18 protein-coding genes and 2 tRNA genes are annotated in these 20,961 nt (G+C 48.8%); 2 read left to right on the top strand and 18 right to left on the bottom strand.

What is annotated here, in order from left to right; genetic code table 11:
* Positions 1 to 192: 192 nt before the first annotated feature.
* From ACO5GU_RS03460 to ACO5GU_RS03400, 13 genes are all read right to left on the bottom strand, one after another.
* Positions 193 to 2,001, bottom strand: coding sequence for an ABC transporter ATP-binding protein (locus ACO5GU_RS03460; RefSeq protein WP_484930136.1), 1,809 nt, complete (start codon positions 1,999 to 2,001; stop codon positions 193 to 195).
* A gap of 6 nt (positions 2,002 to 2,007) precedes the next feature.
* Positions 2,008 to 2,853: an NUDIX domain-containing protein gene (locus tag ACO5GU_RS03455; RefSeq protein WP_484800959.1), complete on the bottom strand. Its 846-nt coding sequence runs from the start codon at positions 2,851 to 2,853 to the stop codon at positions 2,008 to 2,010.
* 14 nt (positions 2,854 to 2,867) lie between these two features.
* On the bottom strand, positions 2,868 to 4,982 hold the full coding sequence (purD, locus tag ACO5GU_RS03450) for a phosphoribosylamine--glycine ligase (RefSeq protein WP_484930134.1): 2,115 nt from the start codon (positions 4,980 to 4,982) through the stop codon (positions 2,868 to 2,870).
* Between the two features lie 3 nt (positions 4,983 to 4,985).
* A complete protein-coding gene (locus tag ACO5GU_RS03445) occupies positions 4,986 to 6,266 on the bottom strand; it encodes an adenylosuccinate synthase (protein WP_035427091.1) in 1,281 nt (426 codons plus the stop codon).
* A 141-nt stretch (positions 6,267 to 6,407) separates the two neighbouring features.
* Positions 6,408 to 7,847, bottom strand: coding sequence for a replicative DNA helicase (gene dnaB / locus ACO5GU_RS03440; protein ID WP_035427093.1), 1,440 nt, complete (start codon positions 7,845 to 7,847; stop codon positions 6,408 to 6,410).
* 500 nt (positions 7,848 to 8,347) lie between these two features.
* Complete coding sequence (gene rplI / locus ACO5GU_RS03435; RefSeq protein ID WP_035427096.1) at positions 8,348 to 8,872, bottom strand: 50S ribosomal protein L9; 525 nt, start codon at positions 8,870 to 8,872, stop codon at positions 8,348 to 8,350.
* Positions 8,873 to 8,904: 32 nt separating this feature from the next.
* Positions 8,905 to 9,963 (bottom strand): DUF2232 domain-containing protein, encoded by a 1,059-nt coding sequence (locus tag ACO5GU_RS03430; protein ID WP_484930132.1) that lies wholly within the window; start codon positions 9,961 to 9,963, stop codon positions 8,905 to 8,907.
* Between the two features lie 32 nt (positions 9,964 to 9,995).
* On the bottom strand, positions 9,996 to 10,268 hold the full coding sequence (rpsR, locus tag ACO5GU_RS03425; protein ID WP_012808120.1) for a 30S ribosomal protein S18: 273 nt from the start codon (positions 10,266 to 10,268) through the stop codon (positions 9,996 to 9,998).
* Positions 10,269 to 10,316: 48 nt separating this feature from the next.
* Positions 10,317 to 10,769 (bottom strand): single-stranded DNA-binding protein, encoded by a 453-nt coding sequence (locus ACO5GU_RS03420; protein WP_484930130.1) that lies wholly within the window; start codon positions 10,767 to 10,769, stop codon positions 10,317 to 10,319.
* Between the two features lie 52 nt (positions 10,770 to 10,821).
* Positions 10,822 to 11,115, bottom strand: coding sequence for a 30S ribosomal protein S6 (gene rpsF / locus ACO5GU_RS03415; RefSeq protein ID WP_035427103.1), 294 nt, complete (start codon positions 11,113 to 11,115; stop codon positions 10,822 to 10,824).
* Between the two features lie 307 nt (positions 11,116 to 11,422).
* On the bottom strand, positions 11,423 to 12,835 hold the full coding sequence (locus tag ACO5GU_RS03410) for a DUF4013 domain-containing protein (protein ID WP_484930128.1): 1,413 nt from the start codon (positions 12,833 to 12,835) through the stop codon (positions 11,423 to 11,425).
* A gap of 119 nt (positions 12,836 to 12,954) precedes the next feature.
* Positions 12,955 to 13,045: transfer RNA gene (locus ACO5GU_RS03405), tRNA-Ser, on the bottom strand.
* Positions 13,046 to 13,083: 38 nt separating this feature from the next.
* A tRNA-Ser gene (locus ACO5GU_RS03400) sits at positions 13,084 to 13,174 on the bottom strand.
* 126 nt (positions 13,175 to 13,300) lie between these two features.
* Between ACO5GU_RS03400 and ACO5GU_RS03395 the strand changes: the two genes are divergently transcribed.
* Entirely contained in the window at positions 13,301 to 14,044 is a 744-nt protein-coding gene (locus ACO5GU_RS03395) for a trimeric intracellular cation channel family protein (protein WP_484930126.1), read from the top strand.
* Positions 14,045 to 14,217: 173 nt separating this feature from the next.
* Here the strand turns inward: ACO5GU_RS03395 and typA are convergent, their stop codons facing one another.
* The 5 genes from typA to ACO5GU_RS03370 all read right to left on the bottom strand — a co-directional run bounded on the left by typA (position 14,218) and on the right by ACO5GU_RS03370 (position 19,656).
* Positions 14,218 to 16,056: a translational GTPase TypA gene (gene typA / locus ACO5GU_RS03390; RefSeq protein ID WP_484802740.1), complete on the bottom strand. Its 1,839-nt coding sequence runs from the start codon at positions 16,054 to 16,056 to the stop codon at positions 14,218 to 14,220.
* 128 nt (positions 16,057 to 16,184) lie between these two features.
* A complete protein-coding gene (locus ACO5GU_RS03385; protein WP_035436648.1) occupies positions 16,185 to 16,643 on the bottom strand; it encodes a hypothetical protein in 459 nt (152 codons plus the stop codon).
* 167 nt (positions 16,644 to 16,810) lie between these two features.
* Positions 16,811 to 18,091 carry a class II D-tagatose-bisphosphate aldolase non-catalytic subunit gene (locus ACO5GU_RS03380; protein ID WP_484878728.1) on the bottom strand — a complete coding sequence of 427 codons (1,281 nt, stop codon included), beginning with the start codon at positions 18,089 to 18,091 and terminating at the stop codon, positions 16,811 to 16,813.
* Between the two features lie 129 nt (positions 18,092 to 18,220).
* Complete coding sequence (locus tag ACO5GU_RS03375) at positions 18,221 to 19,291, bottom strand: PTS fructose transporter subunit IIC (protein ID WP_484802737.1); 1,071 nt, start codon at positions 19,289 to 19,291, stop codon at positions 18,221 to 18,223.
* A 44-nt stretch (positions 19,292 to 19,335) separates the two neighbouring features.
* On the bottom strand, positions 19,336 to 19,656 hold the full coding sequence (locus ACO5GU_RS03370; protein WP_035431371.1) for a PTS fructose transporter subunit IIB: 321 nt from the start codon (positions 19,654 to 19,656) through the stop codon (positions 19,336 to 19,338).
* 252 nt (positions 19,657 to 19,908) lie between these two features.
* On the opposite strand from ACO5GU_RS03370, the gene ACO5GU_RS03365 reads away from it, so the two are divergent.
* Complete coding sequence (locus ACO5GU_RS03365) at positions 19,909 to 20,907, top strand: LacI family DNA-binding transcriptional regulator (protein WP_484930124.1); 999 nt, start codon at positions 19,909 to 19,911, stop codon at positions 20,905 to 20,907.
* Positions 20,908 to 20,961 lie beyond the last annotated feature (54 nt).

Here is a 20,961-nt window from a genome sequence, read left to right as displayed (position 1 = left end):
CTCTCATTCAACCTGCATAAACACACTTTAAAGCGTGTGATGCGTTGACTTTTGATCTTTAGTTCCACCCGTCGGTTTACAGGCCGCAAGTTGCAGCCGCAAGTTGCAAGCCGCAAACCTGCAGTTAAGCGCATCGCGAGAAGAACGATTGCTGTCGCTAGCCGCAGTTCGCAAAGCACTTAAGGCTCTATTTTACCGCCTTGCGATGTTTGGTGCATCACCAAACTGCATTTGATAGTAATGAGCGTAGATTCCGCCTTTTTCTAGCAGTTCATCATGGGTTCCACGCTCAACTGCACGACCGTGATTGATGGTGATAATTTCATCAGCACCCATAATAGTCGAGAGTCGATGGGCAATAACCAGCGTAGTTCTATTCTTTGCCAGCTCGGAAAGAGACTCCTGGACCGCGCGCTCGGACTCGTTATCCAGAGCGGAAGTAGCCTCATCCAAAATGAGCAGCGGCGGGTTCTTCAGGAACACTCGCGCAATGGAAATGCGCTGCTTCTGTCCGCCAGAAAGTCTAGTTCCACGCTGTCCTACCTGCGTGTCATATCCATCTGGCAGCGATTCAATGAACTCGGCGATATTTGCTCGCTTTGCTGCTAGTGCAATGTCTTCTTCAGAAGCTTCAGGGCAGCCGTATGCAATGTTCTCCGCGATAGTACCATCAAAGAGGTACACGTCCTGCTGAACCATACCAATTGCCGAGCGCAAACTATGCTGCGTAACGGAGCGAATATCCTGACCGTCAATGGTGATACTGCCACTTGTGACGTCATAGAATCGTGGCAATAAAGCGCAGGTAGTTGACTTACCTCCACCAGAAGGTCCAACCAGTGCAACAGTTTTTCCACTCTCAATATGAAGGTTCAGGCCGTCGATAACCTCTTCAGCATTGTTGTAAGCAAAATGAACATCCTGGTAGATAATCTCACCCGCGGTAATTTGAATGTCCCGGGCATCTGGTGCATCTTGAATGTCCGGCTGCGTTTCAAGAATCTCTGTGAATCGTTTAAAGCCGGCAAGACCCTTCTGGAATGTCTCGGTAAAGTTCAGAATGTTCATGATTGGCGTGGTAAACAGCGAGATATAGAGTGCATACGTAGCCAGGTCAATGGCTTGCATCTGACCCTGAGCAATCATCCAGCCGCCCAAAACCAACACAACGGTGTTCAAAACACCCATCATGCCCGAGATGGCAGCTTGGTACCTGCCCATAGCCTGGTACATATTGGCCTTGGAGTCTAAGTATGCCGAGTTACTTGCTCTAAATTTCTTACGCTCGTGATCTTCCGCCGCAAAGCCCTTAACCACGCGAATACCAGAAAGTGAGTCTTCTAGCTGGGTATTTACGTCGGAAATGCGCATGCGGTTCTCTTTGAAAATGCCGCGCATGTGCATGTTGGCAAAGAAATTGAACACTACCAGTACCGCAGCAATTCCAGCAAGCACCAGCGTAAGTTGTACATTAATAAAAGCCAGAATAACAAAAGAGCCGGCAATCTCTAGCAGGCCAATAATCAAATATTCAGGACCGTGGTGCGCCGTCTCAGAAATGTCAAACAAGTCGGATACCAGGCGACTCATCAAATCGCCTGTCTTGTGGCGATCATAATACGAGAAACTCATGCGCTCGTATGCATCAAACAGGTCTTCTCGCATCTTGCTTTCCATGCGGGCGCCCATGATGTGTCCCCAGCTAATAACAAAGTAGCGGCACAGAAAGTGGACAAAGTACATGACCACAAGGCCAACGGCAATGAACACTAAGCTGCCGAGAATGGCATCTTTACCCTGCACAAACAGTCCCTTGGTGAGCGAGCGCAAAATCTGGGGGAACGCGAGCTCGATACAAGCCAAAATGATGGCGCAGATAGTGTCCAGAATAAACAGATGCTTTTGCGGAGCGTAATAAGAAAGAAAACTGGCAAACAGCGATTTTCGATGTTTGCCAGAAGCGTTGTTACCAGGTACAGGGCGAGAAGAACGATCAAGCATGCGTAATTACTCCATAGGCAATCGATGTGAAATTGAATCGCAGATAAGAGCTCCAATGATAGTCTTTGCATCCTCGATTTTGCCATCGAGAACAGCGTCTACCAGCTCAGATAGTGGAACAAGATCCACGTTAATAAATTCGTCGGCATCTGGGTCTGATCCCTCAAAGGTCAGCTCAGTTGCCATATAAAGGTGAATGAGCTCGTCAGTAAATCCATCAGAAGTGGCGGTAGTGGTGAGAAAAGCCATCTTTCCCGCCTTCATTCCGGTCTCTTCCAGCAACTCACGGTGAGCGCAATCAAGAGGATCCTCGCCTGGATCAAGCTTTCCTGCAGGCAGCTCAACTGTTACGCGACCAAGCGCAGTTCGGTACTGACGAACCAGACAAATTCTACCCTCATCAGTCAATGCAACAATAGCCACAGCACCGGGATGACGCACAACATCACGAAGAGCAGTGCGTCCATCAGGAAGAGAGACGCGTAAACGATTCACGTCAAAAATGCGGCCAACCCAAACGGTGTCCTCAGAGAGTGGCTTCTCTTCTAGAGAGGCATCACGCGCATCCTCTGTACCTGCAACAAAGCTGCGCTTTTGTGGCTCCCCAGAATGATGGTAGGCAGCATCGCCCACAGCAACACGCTCTCCATCATAGGTAAGCGAATCAACTGCCGAGTGCAAATCATTGCGAGCAGAATCAAACACCTCTGGAGTTACCTGCATGTCAGCATCAAGAATCTCTGGCTCAGCAGACTGCATATCATCAAACACATCACTAAACTGAGAGCTGCCTTGATTGCTGGTCCAAGCACCATCCTGTACGTTGGTTTTCTCGTCATTTTGATTTGCCATAAGCGCTAACCTAACTATTTTTCTGGACGACCTTGAAGAGCCTTAAGTCCAATATCGTGCCTGAGCTGCTTGCCTTCAAAGTTGATAAGGTCGCAAGCCTCATATGCGCGAACGCGAGCTTCCTCAAAGGTTGGTGCAAGCGCAGTGACGTTGAGCACGCGGCCGCCTGCTGTGACAAACTTTTCGTCCTCGGTCTGAGCAGTTCCTGCGTGATACACAGAAACGCCCTCAAGCTGCTGAGCAGCCTCAATACCGGTAATCTCCTTGCCCTTCTCGTAAGAACCAGGATATCCGGCACTTGCCAGAACAACAGAAACAGCAACTGTATCGGACCAGGAAACCTGCTGATGACGGAGGGTACCGTTGTCGCAAGCCATCAAAATTGAAACCAAATCACCCTGGAGGCGAGGCAGTACAACCTGAGTTTCTGGATCGCCAAAGCGAGCGTTAAATTCAAGAACCTTAGGGCCGTCTTTGGTCAGCATAAATCCGCCGTAAAGGCAGCCAGAATAGTTGATACCCTCTTTTTTGAGCTGGTCAACAACGCGATGCTCAATGGCAATCATCTGGGAAAGTTCTTCGTTGGTCACAAAAGGAACAGGAGAATAGACGCCCATTCCACCGGTGTTAGGTCCCTTATCGTCGTCGTAAGCGCGCTTGTGATCCTGGGCTGTTGCCAGCGGAACAACGTACGTTCCATCAGTCAGTGCAAGTAGCGAGCACTCTGGGCCTTCAAGGAACTCCTCAACAACAACGGTTGCTCCTGCATCGCCAAAGTGACCGGAAAAACACTCGCGAACACCTTCGAGGGCCTGTTCAAGCTCAGTTGCAACAATAACGCCCTTACCTGCGGCAAGACCGTCCGCCTTAACAACAACAGGTGCGCCGATATGGCGAACATATGCCTCGCAAGACGCCTGGTCTGTGAAGGGCTTCCATGCAGCAGTTGGAACGTTTGCTCGCTCCATAACGCCCTTGGCAAACGCCTTTGAGCCCTCCATCTGCGCTGCATTCTGATTAGGGCCAAAGCATGCAATACCGGCCTGGCGAACAGCATCTGCAACGCCCACAACAAGAGGTGCTTCGGGGCCAATAACTACCAGGTTAATGCCCTTTTCCTTAGCAAAAGAAACAACCTCGTCAGGGTTATTTTGATCAATAGGAGCAATCTCTGCCTGGGCAGCCATGCCGCCATTACCTGGAGCAACATAAATTTTTCCTGCGCGAGGCGATTCCTGCAGCTTAGTTAAGAGAGCGTGCTCACGACCACCTGCGCCGAGCAACAAGATATCAACGGTGTCATTCATAAGTACTCCAGCCTTCTGATACAACGCCTTTGGGATACAAGCAACGCCAACAGCGCCTTCTCCAAGATGTTTTTTAAACTCAGGAGAAGCAAGTCTTTCTGCAATACATTCTGCATCATATTCGTTGGTTTTAAGCGGCTTTTTGAGATGCTTTTCTATGCGTTTCTCGCCACTTGAAATCACTACATACTTGAGCTCGCCGCGCTTTACAAAACACGCGCTCATAAGGCGAGAAATTCTTGCTGCTAGATCGGTAAAATCTGATGAGCGAGCAACCTCTGTGCATCTTCCGCCAACCAAACGATACAAATACATGTCGTTTGAAATGCGCCTATGCAAACGCTCAAGTCGAAGTCGCAACGAAAGCCTGGGGTGCTTGTCCTTGCTTTTATGCAGCGCAACCTTATTCATTGCGATATACATTGTGGCAACTACCTCGGCAAGTTCGTGCGCGTATGCGCAGACCGCCTCAAATGTAGCCCCGGATGCTCTTGCCACACTTAAGCGCTCAAGCATGATTCCCATAGCGGTGGGCATATTTCCACTATCTACCAGGCAAATTGAGCTTGAAATATCAGGATTGTTCTGACAAGCCTTTTTTGCCGTAAGAAACGAGTCAGAAAAATCTGCATACACATGAAGCGAGAGGATCTTTTGAGCGCCTGACTCAAAAATGCCTCGGTAAAACTCGCCTACCTGATCAGCATCTGAATTTAGAGCTCCAGGTATTACAGAAACCCCCAGGGCTTCAAGCTGGGAAGCTTCAAGCCCACAGGGGTTATCGCAAACTATTGCAAAAGTTGAGCAGTCCGAAGACGCCACGGGTTACCTCCAGTAGCGGTCGATTGTCTGCTCGCGATCTGGACCAACGGTGATGATAGAAACGCGTACACCAGCAAGTTGCTCCAGGAAGTCAATGTAGTCCTTAGCCTCACGAGGCAGCTGGTAGAAGTTGCGAACGTTAGAGATGTCGCACTTCCAACCAGGAAGAGTCTCGTACACAGGCTTTGCGTGATAGAAGACGCTCTGGTGCTCTGGGACGGTCTTGTAAATCTTGCCGTCGCACTCATAAGCAACGCATACCTTAATCTCATCCAGGCAGCCAAGAACGTCAAGCTTGGTGATTGCCAGATCAGTGAGGCCATTGATGCGAGCCGCGTAGTTAACAACTACTGCGTCATACCAGCCGCAGCGACGCTTACGGCCAGTAGTAACGCCGTACTCATGGCCAACTTCGCCGAGAAGATCGCCCGTCTCGTCAAAGAGCTCTGTTGGGAATGGACCAGAGCCAACGCGTGTGAGGTATGCCTTTGCAATACCCAGGACACGGTCAATGTTGGTTGGACCAACTCCAGAACCGGTTACTGCGCCACCAGCGGTGCAGCTAGAAGAGGTAACAAATGGATAGGTGCCGTGGTCAATATCAAGCATGGTTGCCTGGGCACCCTCAAAGAGAATGTTCTTACCAGCCTCAAGCTCTTCGTTGAGGAAGAGAGAAGACTCAACAATGTAAGGACGAATGCGATCTGCATAAGGCAGGTAGGTCTCGCAAATTTGGTCAACGGTATAGGTTGGAAGGCCATACACAAGGCTCAAGATTGGATTGGTGTACTCAAGTGCAGCTTCAAGCTTCTTGCGGAAGATCTTCTCGTCAAGCATGTCCTGAATACGCAGGCCAGTGCGATTCATCTTGTCCATGTAAGTTGGGCCGACACCACGCTTAGTGGTACCAATAAGGTTCTTACCCAGCTTTTTCTCGTGCACGCCATCAAGATCTTTGTGATAAGGCATAACAATGTGAGCGTTGCCGGAAATCTTGAGCAGGTCGCAGGAAATACCCTTGCTCTCCAGCATGTCAATCTCGCCGAGAAGAACCTCTGGGTCAACAATGCAGCCATTACCAATAACTGGATAGGTGTTCTCGTACATAACGCCAGATGGAACCTGGTGAAGTGCAAGCTTTGTGTCTCCAGCAATTACCGTGTGGCCTGCATTTGCACCACCTGCGTAACGGCAAACAACGTCAAAATCTCCGGAAATGAGGTCGGTAACTTTACCCTTACCCTCGTCTCCCCACTGAGCACCAACAAGTACGGAAGCTGGCATAAGTTCTCCCCTATCGCAGCTATCTACAAACACGACCATTACATGACGGTTGCAACCTCTTTAGGGGTTGCTTCATAAGTATATCTAATACCGCTCGCAAAAGCACAGAAGCGCAGAGGTTTTGTCACACATAAGAAACGATTAATGCGCGGGGTTTGCCATCGCAGCGTACTGTGCGGCTTCACTTTCTGAGTAATTATTTCCCTGGTAGATCTCAACAAACTTGGTGGATGTTGGCATAAACATAACAGGAACATCCCTCAGAGCACCTGCGCGGTTCTTTGCAACAATGATGTTGGTAACGTCTTTATCAGGACGGTCATCGCGTGCGGCTTCTTCATCGCTCAGTGAGCGGTCAAGCAGCAAAACAATATCTGCATCCTGCTCGATTGCGCCGGACTCACGCAGGTCAGAAAGCTGTGGACGCTTGCCGTTTCTGTTCTCAAGCGTACGATTGAGCTGAGAAAGTGCAATAACAGGCGCCTTGAGGTCTTTGGCCATAATCTTAATGCCACGAGACATCTCAGAAACCTCAGTTGCACGACTGTCTGCACGGCCCTTCTCGGCTGGTGGAGAAAGCAGCTGGAGGTAGTCGATGATAATGACGCCCTTCTCGGCCTTATTAAGCATTCTGCGGGCTTTTGCGCGAATTTCTGTGACTGTTGTGCCTGGAGTATCGTCAACGATGATTTTAAGGCGAGAAATGCGCTCTGCTGCCTCCAGAAGGGTGGGCCACTGCTCATTTCTGATGTTGGAAGAACGGATGGTCTGCAAATCAACCTTTGACTCAGAGGCCAACAGTCTCTGCGCAATCTCAATCTTACTCATCTCAAGCGAGAAGAGCGCAACAGTTGCACCGGAAACTGCGGCGTTATAGGCCATGCTGAGAGCAAAAGAAGTCTTACCAACACCAGGACGAGCGCCAATAACAACCATCTGACCAGGACGAAGACCTTGGAAGAGGTTATCTAGGGTTGCAAATCCAGTTTGGACACCCAGCTCTGAAGCATCTTTGCCAGCATTTTGCTGAAGCTCTTCAAAGAGATCAGTCATAATGTCTTCAATGCCCTGCTCAGACTGCTGAACATCTCTGTTGGTTACATCAAAAATGAGCTTTTCTGCCTGGTCAACTACTTCTTTTGTATCTTCTGGAGCGTTGTAGGCAAGCGCAGAAATCTTTGCAGAAGCACTAATCATCTTTCTGAGCGTAGTATCACGGTGCAGCATAACAGCGTGGTTTTCCCAACCAACCATAGCAAGTGGGTTATTTCCAAGCTCTGCTAAACGGACAGCTCCTCCAGCGCGCTCAAACTTGCCGTTACTCTTAAGGTGGTCTGCAAGCGAAATGACGTCTACCGGCTTGTTATTGTCAAACAGGGACTTAATTGCCTCAAAAATAATTTGATTGGATGGAATATAAAAATCCTCGGAAGAAAGCCTAATGAGGCACTCTCCTCTGATTTCTTCCGAAAGAATCATTGCAGAAAGAATGGAAAACTCGGCATCAGAATCTTGTGGCATAGAGGCGTTCTCTAGGGCCGTCAATTGCGTAGGATTCATCTCAAACGAGTCTTGTGCCATCGTCTTTTCCAATCATGTTTTTTGGGAATGAATCTGAATAGTAGTGTACTTTTCAAAAAAATAAAGAGTCATTTTGGCTTGCAAAATTCGAAAAGTTAAGTCTTCAACATGATTTTCCAAAACTCGCATACCCTGAGCGGGATTTCCTTGAGTTTTCAACGTTTTCAACATTTTTTAGACTTTTTTCGACACGTAGTATTTTCTACACAATTGCTTATCTGCAGTTATACAAATCAAATTACAATTCCGCAGGTTAAGTGAATATGTTTTACATAACATTTTGAATAACCGCAGGTAGAGTATAAGAAAATATACCGTTCTGTCTACACATAAAAAGACCACCCCTTTGTTATGTTTCACAAAGGGGTGGTTCGAACAAACATTCCATTCTTTTAAGATGGCCTTGCTTTTTCTAAAAGCTTACAAATCTGTAGAAAACTGCAGAAATTGTATAAACCACCAAAAAATGCAGGAGAACAGTGTTTTATGCATGCATAAAACTACTCTGCGGACTCAACCTCAACCTCGACGGTTGCCTCAGCGGCGACCTCCTCGGTCTCCTCCTCTGCAGGAGCAGCATCGTCCTCGCCAACAAGAACAACGACGGTAGCGGTGATGTCACGGTAAAGCTCAATGGTGACATTGTGGCGACCAGCGGTCTTGATAGCAGCGCTACGAGCAATGCGCTTACGATCAACGGTGACGTTGAGCTGTGCCTCGATTGCGTCAGCAATCTGAGCGGTGGTGACGGAGCCAAAGAGCTGGCCCTCCTCGCCAATGCGAGCGTCAACAGTTACGAGCTTGCCATCAAGAGCTGCCTTGGTAGCATTTGCGTCAGCAATACGCTGCTCTTCGCGCTTAGCGATATTGTGACGACGCTCCTCAAGCTGCTTGATGTTACCCGGTGTAGCAGGCTGGGCAATCTTGTTGGGGAACAGGAAGTTCTCCGCATAACCCTGTGCGACCTCTACGATGTCGCCTTCGCCGCCCTTACCGCGAAGCTCGCCCAAGAGAATAACTTTCATGGGAAACTCCTTTGATGAGTCGATGGTATCGACTAGTTGTTGTTTATCGTGGACTCTGAATCCTGGCTTCCTAAGCGATTAAGCTTTCGGAAGTTTACCCAGGCGTCAATAAGTCCTACGAGAGCCATAACGCCTAACTGAACTTCTAACATGCCTGCCAATACAAACAGTGACAGAGAAAGTGCTGGCGAGAAGTGCTTCTCGCGCACAAACCATGTGAGCACTGCAAGGCCCTGAAGAGCAAACACAACTCTAAGAGCCATAAACACATTCAACGTAATAAGCTGAAGTATGTCTTGTGCAGACAAAATGGTGCTTGAAAGTGCATACACAAACAAGTTGGCCACGGTAAGAGCACACATCCAAAATGGAACGTCCATCAGCTGGAACTGTGGCAATTTCTGTGGGTCTCTTGTCAGTGCTTTATACACTGTTCGAGCTCCAAAACGCGCAATTACAAAATATAAAAGCGCCATACCGGTATAGCTGGTTGGCCAAAAGAGCATAAAGAGTGCCTTTGCCGTTGAAAGACCTTCTTGGATCTCTGGAGAAGCACCTGAGACCTGCGAGGCGTATTGATTAAATACGTTCTGAGCAAGCTCGGGAAGAGTTGTTCCTGCCATTGCGGCAAAAAACGCGTCATATCCCAGAAGTGCCAAAGCCGTTGCTCCTACAAGAAGAGACCCAACGCCAACGGTGAGTTTCTCTGTTGCAAAAGCGTAGCCAACTCCAAGAGCAAGTGCACAAGCGGTAACTGAAGTAGCCGCCTCCGTTGGTCCCGAGAGCAAATAAGCTGCTACACCCGTAACAAGTACTGAAGTAATAGCAGGACCAAACCATCCGTGCCCTTTTTTGCAATAGACAGCAATTACCATGCCATACGCAACCAAAGCTGCTCCAATAAAAGAAAGGAGCCCGGTAATTACTCCGCCAACAACGCAAAGAACAAAGCCTTGCTTGTAGGTTGGAGCTTCAAACGGACGCGGCTTGCCTCCGTTTTGGTTGCTTGGACCGGCAAAATTCTGTGGGCTACTCTCTGGGCGAGAATACCCTTCAGGTGCCTGAGGAATATTTGAATCCGGTCTATCCATTGCTAACCAACTCTACCTGAAGAACAGATAGGTTATCCGCGACTACGGCCACCGCGGCTGGAAACCACAGGGACAGTGTAGGGCAGAAGTGCCATCTCGCGTGCGCGCTTGATAGCAAGTGCAATGTCGTGCTGGTGCTGCGTGCAGGTGCCAGTGACGCGACGAGGCTTAATCTTGCCACGGTCGGTCATGTACTTACGAAGAAGCTGAGTATCTTTGTAATCGATGAACTCAGTCTCCTCCTTGCAGAACTGGCAATACTTGCGACGCGGCTGGCGCTGGAAATCTTGTTTCTGCTGAGCCATGTCTTTTACCTTTCAGATGACAGTAACGTCTGTGTTGCTGTCTGACGTTTAAAACGGAATATCAGCATCGTAGAACTCCTCGTCTGGCGGAGCCGGAACGGGAGCGGGTGCCTGTGGAGTTGGAGTTGCATAAGATGGTACACCCTGTGACATAGGGGCTCCACCCTGCTGATTCCTAGAAAGGAACTCGACCTCATCAACAACAACTTCAAGCTTGCTGCGACGCTGTCCTTCCTTCGTCTCCCAGGAGCTGAAACGAAGTTTGCCTTCAATAGCAACCTTCGAACCCTTGGAGAGGAAGCGGGAAAGTGCTTCAGCACGCTGTCCAAATACTACGCAGTCAACGAAATTGGGAACATCTTCCCACTCACCGGTCTGCTGGTTCCTGCGACGATCGTTAACCGCAACGCCGAAGGATAGAATCTGGGTACCGCCTGCTGTGGAGCGAAGCTCCGGGTCACGGGTCAGGTTGCCCGAAATGTTAACCCTGTTAATACTCATAAATCTCACTACCTCTCATCGTGGAATAATTCCACTTTTCCATTACAAGGACTTAGTCCTTATCGACTCGACGCACGATCATGTGACGCTTAACAGCATCATTGATTCGCAGGACTCGATCAAGCTCTGCAATCTGCGTTGGATCTGCATGGAAATTGATGAGGGTATAGTCACCCTCGGTAAGATCGTCGATCTCAAAAGCAAGCTTACGCTTACCCCAATCCTCGACGCTGTCGACTACTCCGCCGTCAGTGGTGATAGCAACGTCAATACGCTTCATTACACCAGCGCGGACTTCCTCGGTGGAAGCTGGGTCAACAAAAAACAGCAGTTCATAGGCCTTCATATTGTCACCTCCTCTGGGCTAATGGCTTCGGGAAGTGAAGGTGCACCCGAAGCAGGAAAGTTCGACCAAGCATCATACCACATAAATGCTCAAATACGAAACTGACCCACAAACTTTCTCACATGCAGTCCACATATAAAGCTTAAATTGGCAATTTGTCGCCAAATTGTCTTTAGTCTTGCAAAGATTTGACGCAAATCTTTCTAAGGTATGGTCAGACGCATAATTCAAATAACATGGGATTGAAAAAGAAAAACGACCATCACACAATCTGCATGATGGCCGTCTCTTTTATATGTGCTCTACTTTACTGAGCTGCAGGTCCCTCAGGATTCTGAGTTGGTGCGTCTGCTGGAGCAGCTGGTGCCTCAGGAGCCTCTGGAGTTGTTGGGATAATTGGCTCAACAACAACAGTCGAAGCAGGTGCAGGCTCTGGAGCTGCGGGAGCGACAGAAACCTCTGGAGCCACAGGTGCTGCTGGAGCAACAGGTGCGACTGGTGCCGCAGGTGCAACAGGTGCAGCAGGTGCAGCTGGAGCGACAGGAGCCACTGGTGCAGCAGGTGCAGCTGGAGCGACAGGAGCCACTGGTGCAGCAGGCTCAGCTGGAGCCGCAACAGGCTCAGCTGGAGCCGCAACAGGCGCTGCAGGTACAACTGGAGCTGGAGCAGCAACTGGGGCAGCAGGCGCTGCAGGTACAACTGGAGCTGGAGCAGCAACTGGGGCAGCAGGCGCTGCAGGAGCTGCTGGAGCTGGGGCTGCTACTGGTGCTGCAACAGGAACAGCAACAGGTGCTGCTGCAGGAGCAGCGGTTGCTGCTGGTGCGGTTGGAGCAACTGGTGCTGGAGCTGCATAAGTAGCGGCTGCGCCATCACGAGGATCGTTAATGAATGGTGGCAGTGGATCGTTGCTCTGTCCCCATGCAGCAACGTTGAACTGACGCATCCAAAGAGCGATTGCGTTCTGCATAAGAAGCATAACGATAAGACCAACAACGTGACCAATATAGCCAATAACCAGGAAGATTGGTCCCATCTGAATGAAGCCGCGTGCAAGAAGAGCAAGCACGACAAGACCAAGCTGGTTCTGGCTGGAAATATTCTGAGTTCTTGCAATGGCCATAGCCTGAGCACCAATGTTAACGAACATACTAATTGCAGCGCTACCACCAATGATTCCCATAATGATAGAAGTAACAATGCCAAGTACAATGCCCATACCAAAGATACGGAACAGACCGCCCATGTCGTGCTTGATCATCTCAAAGATGTTCTTAAAAGCAAAACCTGCAGAGATACGACCATAAACTGATGCGCGGACCTGAACAACATTGATGCACAGTGGATAAACAAATGCTGCAACAATGAAGACTGGAATAAGAATCAGATTGATAACTGGAATGAAAGAAAGAATTCCAGTAGCAATGCTGTATGCCAGACCAAACGCAAGTGCAATAACAACTGCCTTGAAGCCGGTAACAATATAGGTACCAAACTTAAGGTCTTTCTGCTTTGGACCAGCATTGATGCCCCATGCAGTTACGCGTGCAGTCTCAAGTGCATAGCCAACAAGTGCAAGAATTCCGACAACTGGAATAAGACCAAACAGAGCCATAATAAGGACAGGCTTCCACCAACCCTTTTCCAGAGTCAGAAGTGCCCAGGAACGTGCAAAGTAGCGATCGCGCCTGTAGCCATTCAACTCATCTGCTGAAACAGCCATTTAACTCTCCCCTCGTGTCAAAAAAGATGACATCGAATTACTAAGCCTAAACATTCTATATAAAATCGAAAAATAAATATATCTTTATTGGTAACAATTAATCAAATGAAAATGTCAAATGGCGGAGGAGGAGGGATTCGAACCCTCGTACCCCTAGAAGGGGTAAACGGTTTTCGAGACCGCCGCATTCAACCACTCTGCCACCCCTCCGAAGGGTGAAACGGCGCCCGTAGGCGCCGTGAAAATTCTGGCGGAGAGTCAGGGATTTGAACCCTGGAGACGCTTTAGACGCCTACACGATTTCCAATCGTGCTCCTTCGGCCACTCGGACAACTCTCCATATAAAACCGCACGGGACAGTATAGCGGATTTCTCACCAATATAGAACGAGAAGTTCTGTGTATTTTTAATACTTGTGTAGTATTGTCATACTCATAAAAAGTAAAACACCAGTAGGAGGTATGGATGCCACCGATTTTCTCGCCGTATGGCACAGATGCAATTTCTGTGAGCATCCCCTACTGGCTAGACCTTCTAACAGTAATTATTGGTGCAATCTCGGGAATCTTGGTTGCAAGAGATCGTCACTTGGACCTTGTGGGCTTTGTGGGTCTTGGCCTTTTGGGTGGTCTGGGCGGCGGACTTATCAGAGACGTCATGATGCAAGAAGGCGGCGTCTACATGCTCAACTCGCCCTACGCCATTCCGGCAGCCGTTTTTACCGCTGTCTTGCTGTTTATGTTCCCCGAACCGCTTGATAGATTCCCTCGCATGCTCGAGTGGACCGACATTATTTCCGTTGGCCTCTTTGCTGTCGTTGGTACCGATAAAGCCCTGGTATATCACTTGCTTCCCTTCTCGGTTGTTTTGATGGGAAGCATTACGGGCGTTGGTGGCGGTATGCTTCGCGATGTATTTCTTGGCAACATCCCTCGTATTTTCCAGCGAAGCAATCTCTATGCATTTTGCGCTGTTGCTGGCACTACCTCCTATTGGGCACTTGTTTCTTATGCAGGCGTCACCAAAATTTGGGCAGCTGTTGTCTGTGTTGTGGTTACCGTTGGCCTTAGGCGCTGGTCGCTCAAATACAACGTACTTTCACCTGCAGATGTTGACCTTACGCCGCATGTCATGCGCAGCGTCAATAAGCTTCGTCATAAACCTCAGAAGCCAGGTAAGCAGCCTGAGCAGAACGGTCCCTCAAAGTAGCGCCTAGCCGCAATCGAACGGTTTTAGCGGTTTTGGCGACTTGGCCGGTCTTGCGTCGCTCTTACACGACATTTACCTGCACTTTATTTAAAATTCACCTAAAACAAAACTGGCGAGAAACCCTTGCGGCTGCAAGTTTTTCTCGCCAGATTGATTGTCTGTAAACGACGCTGTTACTTCTTGACCATACCGTTACGAACTGCCCACTTACGGCGCTCGGTCTCGGAAAGGATACGCTTACGCATACGGATGTTGAGTGGTGTGATCTCAACAAGCTCGTCGTCCATGATGTACTCCAGAGCCTCTTCCAGCGTAAACAGGCGTGGAGGAGTCAGCTGAACTGAAATATCTGCAGTTGAAGACCTCTGGTTGCCCAAAGACTTGGTGCGTGCAATGTTAACAACCATGTCGCCTGGCCTTGAACGCTCACCAACCAGCATGCCTTCGTAGCACTCAACGCCTGGAGAAACAAAGAGCTGACCGCGCTCCTGGAGCGTACCAAGCGCGTACGCAACGGCCTTCTCGGTAGACATAGAGATCATGGCACCGTTCTGGCGGCTACCAATATCACCTGCAAAAGGACCGTACTCAAGGAAGGTGTGGTAGAAGACTGCATCTCCGTGGGTGACGTTCATGACGCGCGTCTTAAGGCCCATGATACCGCGGGTTGGAATCTTGAACTCAAGGTGCGTTTGAGTCTCGCCAGTGTCCATGATGGACATGGTTCCGCCAACGTTACCAAAGACTTCAATAACTTTACCGGCATACTCTGGGTTGCACTCAACAACGGCCTGCTCAATAGGCTCAAGTGTGTGGCCCTGAGCGTCTTTCTTGAACAGAACGCGAGGACGACCAACCTGGAATTCAAAGCCCTCACGGCGCATGCTCTCCATAAGAACGGAGAGGTGCAAAATACCACGGCCAGAAACCTCAATACCCGTCTTATCAGGAAGCTCCTCGATGCGCATGGTGACGTTATTCTCGCGTTCTGTCATCAGGCGCTCTTTGAGCTGACGGCCGCCAACAATGTCTCCCTCGCGGCCAACAAGTGGCGAGGTAGAAGGCTCAAAAATAATAGAAAGGGTTGGTGGATCAATCTCGATTGGATCAAGCTCAACGGGATTTTCTGGATCAGTGTAAACATCACCAATATCAGTTTTATCAACGCCAACGATTGCCGCAATATCACCTGCGTCAACCTCATCGCACTCCTTGCGACCCAGGTAGTCAAAGGTAAACAGCTGCTTGACCTGGCTCATAGCGCGAGAGCCGTCGTTTTTAACAACAAGAATCTTGTCACCGGTATGAACGGTTCCGGAATACACACGGCCAATACCAATGCGGCCCAGGTAATCAGAGTGGTCGATGGTAACGCACTGCATAGCAAGAGGGCCATCGATATCAACATCTGGAGCTGGAAGGCCGTCGATAATCATGTCGAGAAGAGGGAACATGTTGTCATTGTCATCATTTGGATCAAGGCGAGCGTAACCGTTAACGCCAGAAGCAAAGACAACGTGCTCCATGGTGAACTCAAGCTGTTCATCGGTTGCGCCAAGGTCCATCATAAGATCAAGAGAATCGTTGACAACAGCCTCTGGGCGAGCACCGTCGCGGTCAATCTTGTTAACAACCATCATGATAGAAAGACCTGCGTCAATGGCGTGGCGCAGAACAAAACGCGTCTGTGGCATAGGGCCCTCAGCTGCGTCAACCAGCAGAAGCGCACCGTCAGCCATCTTCAAAACACGCTCTACCTCGCCACCGAAGTCAGCGTGGCCAGGGGTGTCGATAACGTTAATCTTGACACCCTTGTACTCAATAGAGATGTTCTTTGCCAGAATAGTAATTCCGCGCTCACGCTCCTGATCGTTGGAGTCCAGAATTCTCTCTTGAACCTGCTGGTTCTCACGGAATGCATCGGTTGCCTTGAGCATCTGGTCAACCATGGTGGTTTTACCGTGGTCAACGTGGGCGATGATAGCAATATTTCTGATGTTGTCTTGACGCATAAGTCTCTATCTCTCGAAGGTATGTGCTTAGACTTGAATAGTTCAGGTCCAATTTTTATCAGCTTTAGAACTTTAGTGCAATTACGTGCCTAGAGCGCCCAGAAATTTCAATGAACGCAGCTTTTTCATTACAGAAGCGGCTCAAGCTCTCCTGCCGGCGCTGGATCAGACCACACAAACTGGTCGCCTTGGCCTTTTCCGTGAACTAAAGAATATGCCGAGAAACTCTTATAGCCCTTCTCGCCAAACTCAAGAAGCACGGCATCTTCGTAACCGCCCTCTTTAATTAGCTGGATAGCTCCCTCATATACAAGCGCATAGCGGACAGGCTCTTCAAGTCCTGCTTCTTTGTCGCCCTTCTGTTTGACCAGGTCAAGCACGCGCTTATGAGCACCCTCAAGCAGCTCCTCTGGACCGTCGTCAGAAAACTCATAACTTGCAACGGTGCCTGGCGCATCCTCAACCACAAGCAAAACGTTAAGTGATTGGCCATCTGCAAGCAGGTCAAACGCATCCCCAAGCAGCTCAGTTGAGAGCATATCAAGCTGGGGAGAAACTCCATCTTTGCGCTCGTCGTTTTCAGCCATGCCGCTCCTTAGCATCGTTTTTGTACTTATTGTTCTCTATGATACATCGCACAAGAAAAGAGGTCGAAAGCAAAAAGCCTTCGACCTCTTAGGTTTGTCAGATATCTGTCCAAAATCTGACAGCAAGGATGTTGCAACGGTAAAACGCCGCGCCTGAAAGCGCGTGTTTACTCTGCCAGTGCCTTACGAATGCGCGTGGTAACTCCCTCAAGCCTGTAGCACTCAACATACTGGCGAAGAGGACGCTTGATGTGATCAACAACAAAGCGCTGGCCATCAATATTAAATTGAGCAAGGTTCTTGTAGAGGTGCTCAGTTGCTGCCTTGACCTCCTCATCATTGAACGCGTAATGGCCAGAAATATCAAGAATATCCAGAGACAGTTTGTGATCAGCCAGAATCTGCTCAACAGTCAGATTGACCTGGTCACCCACCATCCACTTGCGCCAACGCTCAGTCTCAATTGCCTTGACCAACAGGGTGTTTCTCAAGCCAGAGACCTCGTCTGCCTTCAGGAGACCTTCTTTAACCAGAAGATCCTCTACATCGCAAAGCTTCAAATATGCGCGAGTCTCCTCTGTTCCGTACTGTGGAGCTACGTTTGAAGCGGTGACATTTGCAGGAGTATGCTCAAGCAGCGTCACGTCATCAAGGTAGTCTGCGTTGTGCTCCTTAAGACCAACACCGTAGCTCTTGGCCATCTCAGCAAGGCTAATGGCAGCCTCAAAATCGTAGTGACCAACCTGCTCAGTAAGACGTGTAAGCGTTCCCGTCTGTCCAACAATAAAGGTTGGCATAGGCAGACCCTTAGCAGTCAGCTCGCTCTTAAGCTGCTCAATGAAGGTGTGATACTTGTCGGTAGAGGTCAAACCACCATTTGTTTCCTCGGTACCAACCTCATAGCCAATCTCAGGAAGACCGCGAGAAACACGTTCTTTCTCGCACCACTCAATCAAATCAACCGTACGACGAAGAACCACATCAAGCGGAATAACCTTACCAATCTCAAAAGGATCCTTTGTTGGGTCAATCATCAGCAGGTCAAAGCCGTTAAGCATATCAGCAAGATAGGACTTCTTGGCAAGCTCCATGGCCTCATCTTCTGGAAGGTGAGCATTGCGCTCCTCATCGCGCTGCCAAGGACCACCGTGGTCACGGCAGAGATAGTACAGGCCGTCAAAACCAACCTTCTGAGCTGCTTCAGCAATATCTTCCGAGAAACGCTTCTGATCCCAAGAATTTACGTATCCTCCACCAAGTTCATCAAGGTCTACCTGGTTTCGCGATGCAATAAACATCAGAGGAAAATCGCAGTCTCTACCAAGTTCAAAAGCTGCCTGGAGCAAGTTGGGCGACATTGGTCCAATTCCTAAAAGTGTGGCGGACTTTCCTGTGTCCTGAAGCTTAAGCAACCCTTCAACAGCTTTTTTGATTGGTAGCTTTTCCATAATTACCCCTTCCCAAGAGCATTTCTTGGTAATAAGAAGGGCGTGGGGGTTGAATCCCTACGCCCCTCTCCTTTTAACTTAAATTTTTATGGTCTAAGACCAAAAGGTACATGCGTTTCTCGCTGTGTGTTACTTGTTGTCCTCAAGCTTTGGCTTGGTAAGAACAAGAATTGCAACACCTACTGCAACGCCAATTGCCATATCAAGGGTGTAGAGGGCAATGTTATTTGTAGCTGCAGCAACAATCATGCCACCGTGAGGAACAAAGCACTCAATACCATGCCAAGCAGCAAGGCCAGCACCAACTGCAGAACCAATCATGATTGCAGGCAGGGTGTGTGCAAGATCCTTAACAGCAAATGGAATTGCGCCCTCGGTAATGCCAATGAGTCCCATGAAGACTGCGGAGATACCCATCTGCCTATCAGTGTCGTCAAACTTGCTGCGAGCAATAAGAGATGCAACACCGCAGACCAGTGGAGGAATAGCAACTGCAACACGGAATGCGCCGTTAGGACCATAAACACCTGCGGTCATAAGAGCCATGGTGAAGGTAGAAGCAGTCTTGTTAACTGGGCCGCCCATATCAAATGCGGTCATAAGGCCAATTACAATACCAAGTACAACTGCAGAACCACCCTGAAGGCTTGAAAGCAGGTTTGTCAGCCAGTCCATGAATGCACCAAGTGGAGCTGCCAAAACATAGATGTAGAGCATGCCAAGAGCAAGCGAAGACAAGCTTGGGATAATCAGAATTGGCATGATGGTACGGATGGTGTTATTGACCTTCCAGGACTTCATCCACTGGACAAGGTAACCAGCAGCAACGCCAAGGACCATTGCGCCCAAGAAACCAGTAGAAACCTGAACCTCACCTACAGGAACAGGATTGCTTGCCAGGTAACCAAGGACAAAGCCAGGTGCCAGAGCAGGCTTTCCGCCCAAAGAATAGGCAATGTAAGCAGCAAGGACAGGAATCATCATCTTGATGCCGGCCATACCAATAAGGTTAAGGCTCTGCATCAAAGGATTGGTGACTTCAATACCGTCTTTTCCTGCGGTTCCTGTAGCTAGCGAGAAAGCCAGGAAGACTCCGCCGACTACGACAATAGGAATAAAGTACGAAACACCAGTGTTAAACGCCTTTAGAAGGTCTTTTCCGACCTTGCCCAAAACTGAGGGACTCTTTTCCTCTGCCATGGGTTTCTCCTCTCTTCTTCCTTGCGTTATCACTTACGCGCTTGCTACTCAGCCAGCGCAACTACCTGATCAATAACCTTTGCTGGATCCGCAATAGCAAGCGATGGGTCCAACGTAAGAACACGGCCTTCATCGCGTTTCTCGTCAAAACGCTCGTCGCCTTCGATGCCAATTGCAATGGCGAGAAGAACAACGTCTGCAGCATCAATTTCGTCCTGCTCAAGCTCGTTCTCAATACCGTAACCACCCTGAGCCTCTACCTTGAATTCATAGCCGCGACGCTCACATTCTTTCTCAATGGCCTCTTTTGCCATCCAGGTGTGAGCAATTCCAACCGTGCAAGCGCATACAGCAACGACGTTCATGGTTATGTCCTCTCGCAAAGTAAGTTGTGAGCCCCTAAACGGGGCGCACGAGCACGTCTTTTGACGACGTACGTTTCCAACTCATACTTTGCATTGTTTCAATCTTTTTTGGAAGATGATTTCGGTAAACGTCTAATCTACCTTGTGTTATGATGAATTTTGTTAAACGTTTAACCAACGTGGAATCCAGCAGAATCACTAACGTTGGTATTTTGCAAGTACATTGTAAAAATTTCGGTGAAATGAGTGCCAATGTCTAAGACCACTATCATTGACCTTGCAAAATTAGCAAATGTTTCCATTGCCACCGTCTCAAATTACCTTAATGGACACTTTGAGAAGATGTCCGAAGCAACTAAGCAACGTATCAAAAAAGCAATTGAAAATACGGGATATATCCCAAGCGCCCAGGCTCAGGCAATGGTTAAAAAGAGCTCTGGAATTATTGCTGTTCTCATATTGGATAACACGAATGCCTGGGCTGCCCAAATGACCAACGGTATTGAAGACGCTGCTCTTGAAGCCGGATATCAGACAATTATTTGTAATTCTCGCTTTGACCCCACGCTTGAAGCCGACTGGGTCGAGAAAATGCTTTCAATAGGGGCAGATGGCTTGTTAATTCAGCCCACCAATCAGTTTAGAGCGGTAGATAGGCGCATTGCTAAAGTTGGAAAACCGGTTGTCTATTTTGACTGTGATCTCCTCACCCTCAATACTTCCTGGATAAAAAGTGACCTCTACGACGGAGTTTATTCAGCAGCATCGCATTGTGTTGAATGCGGATACGAAAACTTTTTAATCATTGGTGGAGAGCCAAAAGGTCGCACCAGGATTGAACGAGAATCTGGCTTCACCGATGCCCTAGAGGCCTCAAGTAAACCTTATGAGCGTCTCACCATAGAGCAAAATACGTTGTCTATCCCTGAAATCACACAATGGCTTAACAACCACATTCTTCCGTCAAAGAAAACGCTGGTATTTGTCCCAAATCAGTGGGCTCTCAAGAGTGTCTACAATGCCTTGCATGCTTATGAAAAGGTAATTCCAGAGCAAGTTGGATTGTTGGGATTCAATAACACTGATTGGACCGATTTACCTGCTAAAAGCATCTCAACTATTGTTGAACCCGTCTATGAAGAGGGTTATGCAGCTTGTAAGATGCTCCTTAAAAGAATCAAAGACCCCTCACTTGAGCCCGACCACAAACTGCTCACCTGCAAACTAAACTGGCTCAAATCAACCATCTGACAATCATAACCACCCGCATAGCGGGTGGTTTGCTCTTAGGGTATAACCCTAAGT

The organism is Lancefieldella sp. (genome assembly GCF_057237245.1).
Note: the sequence above shows the minus strand (reverse complement) of the source record. Positions and strands in the feature narration are given on the sequence as shown.

Coding starts and splice junctions, on each gene's coding strand:
- ACO5GU_RS03460 (WP_484930136.1), bottom strand. CDS start 2,001: ATGCTTGATCGTTCTTCTCGCCCTGTACCTGGTAACAACGCTTCTGGC.
- ACO5GU_RS03455 (WP_484800959.1), bottom strand. CDS start 2,853: ATGGCAAATCAAAATGACGAGAAAACCAACGTACAGGATGGTGCTTGG.
- ACO5GU_RS03445 (WP_035427091.1), bottom strand. CDS start 6,266: ATGCCAGCTTCCGTACTTGTTGGTGCTCAGTGGGGAGACGAGGGTAAG.
- dnaB (WP_035427093.1), bottom strand. CDS start 7,847: ATGGCACAAGACTCGTTTGAGATGAATCCTACGCAATTGACGGCCCTA.
- rplI (WP_035427096.1), bottom strand. CDS start 8,872: ATGAAAGTTATTCTCTTGGGCGAGCTTCGCGGTAAGGGCGGCGAAGGC.
- ACO5GU_RS03430 (WP_484930132.1), bottom strand. CDS start 9,963: ATGGATAGACCGGATTCAAATATTCCTCAGGCACCTGAAGGGTATTCT.
- rpsR (WP_012808120.1), bottom strand. CDS start 10,268: ATGGCTCAGCAGAAACAAGATTTCCAGCGCCAGCCGCGTCGCAAGTAT.
- ACO5GU_RS03420 (WP_484930130.1), bottom strand. CDS start 10,769: ATGAGTATTAACAGGGTTAACATTTCGGGCAACCTGACCCGTGACCCG.
- rpsF (WP_035427103.1), bottom strand. CDS start 11,115: ATGAAGGCCTATGAACTGCTGTTTTTTGTTGACCCAGCTTCCACCGAG.
- ACO5GU_RS03410 (WP_484930128.1), bottom strand. CDS start 12,835: ATGGCTGTTTCAGCAGATGAGTTGAATGGCTACAGGCGCGATCGCTAC.
- ACO5GU_RS03395 (WP_484930126.1), top strand. CDS start 13,301: ATGCCACCGATTTTCTCGCCGTATGGCACAGATGCAATTTCTGTGAGC.
- typA (WP_484802740.1), bottom strand. CDS start 16,056: ATGCGTCAAGACAACATCAGAAATATTGCTATCATCGCCCACGTTGAC.
- ACO5GU_RS03385 (WP_035436648.1), bottom strand. CDS start 16,643: ATGGCTGAAAACGACGAGCGCAAAGATGGAGTTTCTCCCCAGCTTGAT.
- ACO5GU_RS03380 (WP_484878728.1), bottom strand. CDS start 18,091: ATGGAAAAGCTACCAATCAAAAAAGCTGTTGAAGGGTTGCTTAAGCTT.
- ACO5GU_RS03375 (WP_484802737.1), bottom strand. CDS start 19,291: ATGGCAGAGGAAAAGAGTCCCTCAGTTTTGGGCAAGGTCGGAAAAGAC.
- ACO5GU_RS03370 (WP_035431371.1), bottom strand. CDS start 19,656: ATGAACGTCGTTGCTGTATGCGCTTGCACGGTTGGAATTGCTCACACC.
- ACO5GU_RS03365 (WP_484930124.1), top strand. CDS start 19,909: ATGTCTAAGACCACTATCATTGACCTTGCAAAATTAGCAAATGTTTCC.